At 64.9% G+C, this 9,688-nt stretch carries 3 protein-coding genes; 2 read left to right on the top strand and 1 reads right to left on the bottom strand.

Translation table 11 applies throughout. The annotated features are described in order from the left end of the window. Positions 1-269, top strand: a 269-nt coding sequence (locus LJF27_RS28400; protein ID WP_165948786.1) for an integrase core domain-containing protein, incomplete at its 5' end; no start/stop codon positions are given. Between the two features lie 65 nt (positions 270-334). Here the strand turns inward: LJF27_RS28400 and LJF27_RS28395 are convergent. Further along, positions 335-8,848 carry a GH36-type glycosyl hydrolase domain-containing protein gene (locus LJF27_RS28395; RefSeq protein ID WP_034070288.1) on the bottom strand — a complete coding sequence of 2,838 codons (8,514 nt, stop codon included), beginning with the start codon at positions 8,846-8,848 and terminating at the stop codon, positions 335-337. Between the two features lie 564 nt (positions 8,849-9,412). On the opposite strand from LJF27_RS28395, the gene LJF27_RS28390 reads away from it, so the two are divergent. Next, on the top strand, positions 9,413-9,676 hold the full coding sequence (locus tag LJF27_RS28390; protein WP_003125104.1) for a hypothetical protein: 264 nt from the start codon (positions 9,413-9,415) through the stop codon (positions 9,674-9,676). The last annotated feature ends 12 nt before the right edge of the window (positions 9,677-9,688 follow it).

Here is a 9,688-nt window from a genome sequence, read left to right as displayed (position 1 = left end):
TTCGGCAACGGCTCTGGCGCTATCGGATGCAGCAGAGCATGAGTCGCCGAGGGAATTGCTGGGATAACTCGCCGATGGAGCGCCTGTTCCGCAGTCTGAAGTCGGAGTGGGTCCCGTCAACGGGTTATCTGACGGCGCAGGAGGCCCAACGGGACATCAGTCATTACTTGATGCACCGCTACAACTGGATCAGGCCGCATCAATTCAACGACGGGTTACCACCTGCGGTGGCCGAAGAAAAACTCAACCCACTGTCCGGGATGGGTTGACCACTACAATAAGACCATGTCGCCTATGTGCATTTTCCGGAGCCTAACCCTCTTCGGTTACTGCACTAAAGGCTCAGTCGCAAGCGGTGTCGCTGACAATCGAGAGGCACCCGCACTTGGCCATCGATACACTCCACTTCGACGCCGTCGAGGAAAGCCTCGCGCACGCCGTGGCTTCGCCCTTCTCCGGACTCCACCTGAATCTCGTAGTGCCCCCCCTCCACCTCCAGGCTTACCTCGAAGCCCGACCATGTCACCGGAATGCACGGATCAATCAGCAACCAGGCACCCTGCCGGCGAATTCCCAGTAAACCTTCGAGTCCGGCGCGGTACATCCAGGCGGCAGAGCCGGTATACCAGGTCCAGCCACCACGGCCGACATGCGGCGCCTCGGAGTAGATATCGGCGGCCACCACATAGGGTTCCACTCGATAGCGTTCCACCTGTTCCGGTGTGAGCGCGTGGTTGATTGGATTGAGCAAGGAAAGCAATGTCCCCGCCTTGTCCCCTTTGCCCTGGCGGACAAATGCCAGGACCGCCCACATGGCCGCGTGGCTGTATTGCCCGCCATTCTCCCGCAGGCCCGGTGGGTAGCCGCGGATATAGCCGGGATCCGTGCCCCTCTCGTCGAAAGGGGGCGTAAACAGCAGCGCCAAGCGATCGACTGGACGTAGCAGGTACCTCTCCAGTGCGGTCATTGCCATTCCCGCCCGCAGTGGGTCGGCGCCCGCCAGGACGGCCCAGGACTGTGCGATCGAATCGATGCGGCAGGCTTCACCATCCTTCGAACCCAGCCAGGTTCCGTCATCGAAGGTCGCTCGGCGATACCAGTGGCCGTCCCAGGCCTCGAGCTCCATGGCCAGACGCAACCGCCCGGCATGTTCGCGCCAGTGACGGGCTCGCTCAGGGTCACGCGAACGGGCATAGCCATCGAAGCGCGCGAGAGTCTCCAGCAGCAACCAGCCGAGCCAGACGCTCTCTCCTGTGCCGCCGGCACCGACGCGATTCATGCCGTCGTTCCAGTCGCCGGAACCAATCAGCGGCAAGCCCAACTTACCGGTCAGCGTCAGACACTGGTCCAGGCCTCGTGCACAGTGCTCGAATAGCGACGCGGACTGCTCCGACGGCATCGGCTGGAAGAAGGTGTCCTGCTCGCCCTCTTGCAACGGCGGCCCTTCGATGAACGGCAGGACTTCGTCGAGAATCCCGATGTCGGCCGTCGCCTCGAGATACAGCGAGGCAGCATACGCCAGCCAGACCCGGTCGTCGGAAATCCGCGTCCTCACCCCCTGTCCCGAGTGCGGCAGCCACCAGTGCTGCACATCGCCCTCGCGGAACTGCCGACCGGCGGCGCGCAAAAGATGTTCGCGGGTCAGCGCCGGAGCGGCCAGGGTCAGAGCCATGCCATCCTGCAGTTGATCACGGAAACCATAGGCGCCGCTGGCTTGGTAGAACGCCGAGCGCGCCCAGACGCGACAGGCCAGGGTCTGGTACAGCAGCCAGCCGTTGAGCAGGATATCCAGCGAACGCTCGGGACTGCTCACCTGAACGGCTCCAAGCAAGGTCCGCCAGTGCCTACCAACAGCCGCCAGCGTCTCTTCCGGATCAGTCCGACGGTATCGCGTGACCAGATCACGGGCATGAGCCAGGGAGTCCGCCTGGCCGAATAATGCGACGATTTCCACCACCTCCCCCGGTGCCAGCTCGATCGAACACTGCTGCGCCATGCACGGGTCGAGCCCGGCCCTCGTGCATCCGGAAAGTCCCGGCTCGCCGAGCAGCGCCGCAGGCGCCGAGGGGTCACCGAGCGGCCCGAGGAATTCGCGACGATCACCGCTCCAGCTGCTTTGGCGGCCACACAGGTCGGCGAAAAGGACACGCCCGGGAAAGGCTGCGTTCCAGGGGTTGCGCGCAAGCAGCGCACCGCTTTCGACATCCTGGCAGGTCTCGATGAAGGCCGCCGATGTCGCCCGGGCGTTGCCGAGTACCGGTTCCGCATAGCTGGTGAACGACAGCCGTCGTGACTTGCCGGAGAGGTTGCGCAGCACCAGTCGGGAAATCTTGATCGGGTCCGCCAGCGCGACGAATTGCACCAGATCCATGTCGATGCCCTGGCAGCGATGGCCGAAACGGCTGTAGCCGAATCCGTGGCGTGCGCTGTAGAGCCCATCGTCGCGAATCGGCCGCGCAGTGACGCTCCACAGCGCCCGGCTGTCCTCGTCGCGGAGGTAGAACGCTTCTACGCAGGGATCGCCGAGCGGATCGTTGGACCAGGGCGTCAGTTGATTTTCGCGACTGTTCTCAGCCCAAGTATAGCCACTGCCCTCCGCCGAGACCTGGAAGCCGAACCGGGGATTGGCGATGACATTGATCCATGGCGCTGGTGTGCTTTCACCCTTTTCCAGAAGAATCACGTACTCCTGGCCGCGACTGCCGAAGCCACCTAGCCCATTGAAGAACTCGAGAGCCTCACCCAGACTCGTCTTATCCGCCCCCCCCTCGTCGCTGGCCACCAGTCGCGCCGTACCAGCAGTCGCAGCCGGAGTCGGTATAGGCCTGGAGGAGCACAGGGCGGCCAGTTGACTGGCGATCGGCCCTCGCCGGGCGAGCAGTACCACGCGTGCGACCGCCAGCAACAGCGCCCTGCCCTCCTGGCTCATGAGATCGGCGCGCAAGGTGTGCACCTGACCGCGCCGCGCCGCGTCTTCGCCCTCACGGGTACGCGACGGGCTGCTGCGCACGGCGGTCTCGATCGCCACCTGGAGATCCTGGATGTAGGACGAAGCGCGCTCATTGACGACTGCCAGGTCCACCTCCAGGCCTTTCGTCCGCCAGTATTGGTGAGCCCTCAGGATCTGCCGCAATTGTTCAAGGTCGTCGCTGTCGTCAAGTCGCAGAAGCAGGATCGGCAGGTCTCCGGATATCCCCAGGGGCCAGAGCCCGGACTGAGGCCCTGAACCGTGCCGGATCGACTCGGGCGGAGCACGGTAACGTGCGTCGGCATACAGCAGCGGCGCCGCCAGGCGCTGGAAATCGGCGGCCTCTCCGGCGGCGATATCGAGATCACGCAATTGTACCTGCGCCTGGGTCCAGGCCAGCGTCCTGGCGCGGTCGAAGCCGCTGCGCTCGTGGTGTTTGTCGATCAGGTCGAAGAGCGCCTCGCGGGTCTCAGCGACCACGATCCAGAAGGACACCCTCGCCATTTCCCCAGGCGCGATACGCAATCGCCGGCGCAGAGAGAAAACCGGGTCGAGCACCGTGCCGGCGCTGCCGGATAACGGCCGCCGCAGGTCCGCCAAGACATCGCGCAAGGTCCTTCCGCGGCCAAGGAAGCGGGCACGGTCGGACTCGTATTCGACAGGTGCGGTCAGGGCGCCCTCCACCACCGCGAAATGCGCGGCCCAAACCGGCGTCTCGGTGCCGGAGCGCAAACGCCGGGTAGCCACTAGGGCGGCGTACTCGGCGACGTATTCGGTCTGCACGAAGAGCTTGGAGAACGCCGGATGGGCATCGTCAGCGGCAGCCGGCGCGAGGACCAACTCGGCGTAGGAAGTCAGTTCGATCTCCTGTGAACGACGACCGTTGTTGACCAGGGTAATGCGCCGCACCTCGCCGTCGTCCTCGCCCGAGACCAAGACTTCTAGCACGCTGCTCAGACTACCGTCGTGGCGGCTGAATTCCGCCCGGTCTTCGTCGAAGAGGATCTCTCCGCTGACCGGTACCTGCCCGCTCGGCTGGGTGGTGGCCGCCCACGTGCGGCCGTCATGAACGTCGCGCAGGAGGACATAGTAGCCCCAGTCGTCGCGCGTCGGATCTTCTCGCCACCGGGTCACGGCGATGTCACGCCAGCGACTGTAGCCAGCTCCCGAAGCGGACAGCATTACTGAATAGCGACCGTTGGAAAGCAGGTGGGTAACTGGTGACTCGCCCGGCGTCAATGCTACGCGCCGAAGCGTCGAGGCCTCGATTCCGGCTTCGTATGACGAGACGCGCACTTCCTCAGCGCGCGGATGGGCCAGGAAGACATCGGAGGGAATGCGCTCCTGGAGCAGCAGCTCAACCGCACGGATCATCGGCTCGCGATGGAAGCGAGTGCGCATCCGCCCCTCATCGAGGGCGTTGGCGATCGCCACGATGCTCATGCCCTGGTGATGGGCCATATAGCTGTGGACGAGCGCCACCGCCGTCGCGTCGGGCAGCCGCGACGGCGTGAAGTCCAGCGCTTCGTAGAAGCCGTAGCGCCCGCGCGCACCCAGTTCGGCCAGGCGCGCGTAGTTAAACAACGCCGCACGCGGCTTGATCATCGCCGCCAACCCCGTGGCATACGGCGCCACCACCAGGTTCTCGGCCAGACCGCGCTTAAGCCCCAGCCCCGGCACACCGAAGTTCGAGTACTGGTAGGTGAACTCCAGGTCCCGCGCGTTGAAGGCCGACTCCGAGATGCCCCAGGGAACACCTTTCTTCCGCCCGTAGGCCTGCTGCACCTCCACCACCAGGTGATTGCTCTGTTCCAGCAGGCTGCCGACGGGCGCCCGCATGACCAGCGATGGCATGAGATATTCGAACATCGAGCCAGACCAAGATATCAGCGCCGATGCCGTCCCCACCGGTGTCGCCGTACGACCCAGGCGGAACCAGTGGCGGGTAGGGACATCGCCTTTGGCGATGGCTATCAGGCTGGCCAAGCGCGCCTCCGAGGCCAACAGGTCGTAGCAACTGCTGTCCAGGCTGTTGTCGGCCAGGGAATAACCGATAGAAAACAGGTCACGCTCGGTATTGAAGAGGAACGCGAAATCCATCCCGGCGACGAAGGCCCGGGCCTGCTTCGCCACGCTCCGCACGCGAGCCTCCAGCAACGGCGCAGCGGAAAGCAGGCGGTCACGCTGGTGTTCGACCACGGAGTTCCTCAGTGCGTCGAGCCAGAACAGAAGCTCATCAGAAACTACGTCCATTCCCCGGGGGGCCGATGCCACGGCATCTCTCACGGCTTTCTCCGCGAGCCGCCGCAATCCTGCCAAGCCCGTCTCGGCGGACTGCGGACCATCGATCTGCGCCTGGATCTCTTCCACGGTCGTACGTAGTCGCCGCCAATGTCCGGCGCCACGGGGAAGCCCATCGAGCCCTTGCCGCACCAGCGCCAGCGTATCGCCCAACCCGTTGCGCCAAGCCGGCGACAGCGGCTCGTCGAGCCACTCTTCGCATGCATTGGCCAAGGCGATCAGATGACCGGCCAGGTTGCCGCTGTCGACCGAGGACACATAGGCCGGCTCAAGCACATGCAGGTCGAGCGTGGCGTACCAGTTGAAGAAATGCCCCCGATGGCGCGATAGGCGCTGCATGGCCGCCAGGGTCGCCTCCAGGCGCTCAAGGGTTTCCTGCGTGCCCGCCCAGCCGAAGTCGCGAGCGGCGACCGCGGAAAGCAGATAGAGGCCGATGTTGGTCGGCGAGGTACGGTGTGCCACCACGGGCCTTGGCTGGTCCTGGAAATTGTCCGGCGGTAGCCGGTTGTCCTCGGCGCCGACAAAGGTTTCGAAGAATCGCCAAGTCTGTCGCGCGATCAAACGCAGCCCCATTGCCTCCTCCGGCGCCAGGACCTTGCGCTTCGACGGCCGCGGCACTCGACTGCTGTATACCGCCAAGGCCGGCGCCAGTGCCCAGAGCAGCATGAAGGGTACGCCCAGAGCCAGGGAGGACGGCTGCAAATACAGCACCAGTGCCGCCGCGCCAAGTATCAGGGAGGTACCGCCAACCATCTGTAGATAGCTGATAGACAACCCGGGACGCGGTTTCCCCACCGACTGCGCGGAGGTGGTCCACTCGAGCAGATGGCGACGAGTGACGAACATCCGCAGCAACGTCCGCACGATCGCATCGCCCATGCGCCAAGCCTGATCGGCCAGAAAAGCCAGGGACAGCAGCGTCTGTAACAGAGCGCGCCGAAGTTCGGCGGCCCAGGCGCTGAAGTGATGACGCAGGCCGATACCGCGACGCCGTGGCCACAGTCCCAGGCACACCGGCAGACAGGCCGGGAGTGCCAGGCTCCCAACCAGTAGCAGGCTGCCGAACAACGCCTGAGGCATCGGCAGCAACCAGGAAAACAGCAGCGCGAGCGCGGCGGAAGGCGCAAGCAGCGAACGGCGCAGGTTGTCGAGCATCTTGCTGCGGCCGACCCACGGCACTGCCCATTCACCGCGCCAATGACCGATGATCCATGGCAGCAGTTGCCAGTCACCGCGTGTCCAGCGATGCAAGCGTTGAGCGACAACATCGAAGCGCGCCGGCGCTTCCTCAACCACCTCCACATCGGAAGCCAGTCCTGCACGGGCGAATATGCCCTCGAACAAATCATGACTGAGAACGCTGTTTTCACCGATGCGGCCGGCCATGGCGGCTTCAAAGGCATCTACATCGTAGATACCCTTGCCGGTGTAAGAGCCTTCGCCGAACAGGTCCTGGTAGACATCCGAAACCGCGGCTGCATATGGATCCATTCCACCCGGCCCGGAGAACACCCGCTGATAAAGCGAGCCTTCTCGGCCAAGCGGCAGTGCCGGCGTAACCCGGGGCTGGAGGATAGCGTAGCCACTAACTACGCGCTGAGTCTCCGCCTCGAACAGCGGCTGGTTCAAAGGGTGGGCCATCTTGCCGATCAGACGCCGCAACGTCTCGCGTGGCAGACGTGTGTCAGCATCCAGGGTAATGACGAACCGCACCCCGGAAGGCACCGTCGGTCCTGACTCGCCGAGGCTGGCGAAGCTGGTGTCGGTCGCGCCCCGCAAGAGGCGGTTCAGCTCATGTAGCTTGCCACGCTTGCGCTCCCAGCCTATCCAGCACCGTTCTTGCGGATTGAACCGGCGCTGCCGGTACAGCAATAGGAAACGCGGCCCGCCGGGGGCCGGAGCATGGCGCCGGTTGAGCCGTTCGATCGCTGCGGCGCCCAGTTTCAGCAGCCGAACGTCGCGCTCGAGCACGGACTGTCGCGCATCAATGCCATCGGCCAGGAGGGCGAAGCTGAGATCGCCGCGAGTGCCGGTTAGATAATGCACCTCCAGTTGCTCGATCTGCTCCAGCAGCTCCGCTTCGCCGCCCAGCAGGGTCGGCACCACGACCAGGGTCCGAAGCTCCTCCGGTATTCCATCGGCCAGTTCCAGTCCCGGTAGGATGGCAGCTCTCACTCCACCGGTTACCGCACGGTTGACCAACGCCACCGCGGCCTCGCTGAACGGAACGAACAGGGCACCTACCAGCGCCAGCCACTGCCACCCACCGTCTCCCAGCCCCGGCACCTGCAGGACGTAGACGGTCACGCCGAGCAGAAGCCCGCTGAGCAGCAGCGTTGCGCCGACATAGCCGAGGATCCCCAGACGTCCGCCGAGACGACCGAGCCACAATGACGGCGGCGACCGGAAGCCGATATGGGCTTCGAACGCGCGACGTCCGCCGCCGATCAAGTGGTAGCCCGGCTCGCTCCAATGTTCGCCCAGTATGCCGGGCGCCGCGGTGGAGCGTGCCTTCGCCAGCGCCTGTTCGGCGATAGCCAGTTCGCTGAGCGGAGCGCTGCGGGCCAGTTGCTCGATGGCGCTGCGATAGAGGTTCCGGGTGGGGAAGTCCATCCTGCCGAAGGAGCCGTCCGCATCCAAGCGGGCATCAACCAGGCTCACGCTTTCGAACAGTTTCGCCCAGTCGATGGCAGAGATCAGGCGCATGCTGGTAATGACGTTACGCACGCTGACGTTCGAGGCGCCCTGCCGCTGCTGCGCGTGCTGCACCGCCTGCTCCACCGAACTGCCTTGCTGTTGGAGCCGCTCGTCCAACCAGTTGAGCGCTGGATTTGTCTTCGGGTCCTGATCGCGCAGGCGCCTGGCCAACTGGGCGGCGAAGATCTCCGATAAGGCTGCCGGCGAGCGTCGGGCGATGTCCGTTGCCAGTGCCGAGGCGGCGCAGCCGGGCGTCAGAAGGGCATCTGCCAGGGCATCGGCTTCGGCCCGCTCGGCCCTTCCCTGGCCGATTTGGTCCACCAGGCGCCGCAGGTTCTCGACAAGGACGATGCGCAAGGTGATCGCCACCGCCCATAGTTCCCCGATGCTCAGCGGTTGGACACGCTGGTAGGCGGCGATGAAACACCGCAACAACTCAAGATCGAGATGGCTGTCGGTATGCGCGACGAAAGCCCATGCCAACCCGAAGACCCTCGGGTAGCCAGCAAAGGGGCCCGACGCGAGCTTGGGCAACTGCCGGTAATAGCCGGGAGGCAGGTCGTCGCGGATCTCGCGGATCTGCTCTTCCACCACGTGGTAATTATCCAGCAGCCATTCAGCGGCGGGCACCACCCTGCGTCCTCGCTCCAGTTCGCTGGCGCTGGCCCGGTATGCCGTCAGCAGCGCCGCCGCGTTGTCAGCAAGACGCCTGCGCAGGGGGCGGACGATGGGAGGACACGCAGTGACCGGCTGGGCTGCGGCCAGGCTTTCTCCGTGCTGCTCGAGGCGTTCGACGCCGAACAGTTCCTCGCGTACCGGGGCCCGGTCGTTCCACGGCGGGGAGGTGCGCCGCCAGCAGAGTCGGCCAAGCAGATCTGCCACCCTCGACGAGGTCCTCGCGAAGCCCACTCCAGGTGCGCCAGGCACCTGTTCTGAATGACGGCTCAACGGGAATGTTTTGGCAGGAGCTTCAAGACCCATGCACGGGTCCCGGCATAGCACTGCCGAGAAAGACACGCGACCGCCCGTCCGCGTTCGCCCAGCCACGCCCATTCGCTGGCAAGCCAGACCGGCAGTGCAGCCGGAGGATACGGCGGCAACAGAGTATGGGCATCGTCGGTGCCAGGCTCCGTCGATCCTTCGGCACGATGTGCGTCCCAAATGGGTCCGGACGTGGCTGACGAGGGCTCCGTAGGGGTATTCATGATGAACTCCACTGCAAACCGGCACCGGCACGATTGCCGACCCCTGGCTTTTCCAGCCTGCACCGTCTCAGGTGGCCGGGTCGGTGCGCTGCCACACTTAGCGCCGCTCCCCTACTGAGTCGAAGCGCCGGGTTGCGCCTGGGTGCGGCAACGCACCGACAGCAAGACCGCGGCTCACCACAATGCCTGTCCCAGCGTTCGACACTTTCGCCGAGCGCGGGACACGATCCGAGGCAACATCATGGACAAGCACACCAAGCAAGCGCCGCGCAATGGTAATGGCGCCAACAGCCCCCCCGAGCACCAGTCCGGCCAGCCCCCTGCCAGCCCCAGCAAGGCGGAACGCTACTCCGAGCGCAAGCCCTCTGAACAGAAGCCGGAGTCAGACGCCAAGGCAACTCGCGATCCCGTGAAGAATGGGCAACAACCGCAGGCCGCCCGCGGTGACGACGACCTGATGAGCCAGGAAGCCGGGCACCAGGGGCCGTCTTCACAACAGAAATGAGCGAGCCTGGCA

This window comes from Pseudomonas sp. 203-8, assembly GCF_020708595.1.
Lineage (GTDB): Bacteria > Pseudomonadota > Gammaproteobacteria > Pseudomonadales > Pseudomonadaceae > Pseudomonas > Pseudomonas aeruginosa.
Note: the sequence above shows the minus strand (reverse complement) of the source record. Positions and strands in the feature narration are given on the sequence as shown.

What these genes read in the sequence shown, in the direction of transcription:
- LJF27_RS28390 (WP_003125104.1), top strand. Translation starts at nt 9,413, where the DNA reads ATGGACAAGCACACCAAGCAAGCGCCGCGCAATGGTAATGGCGCCAAC.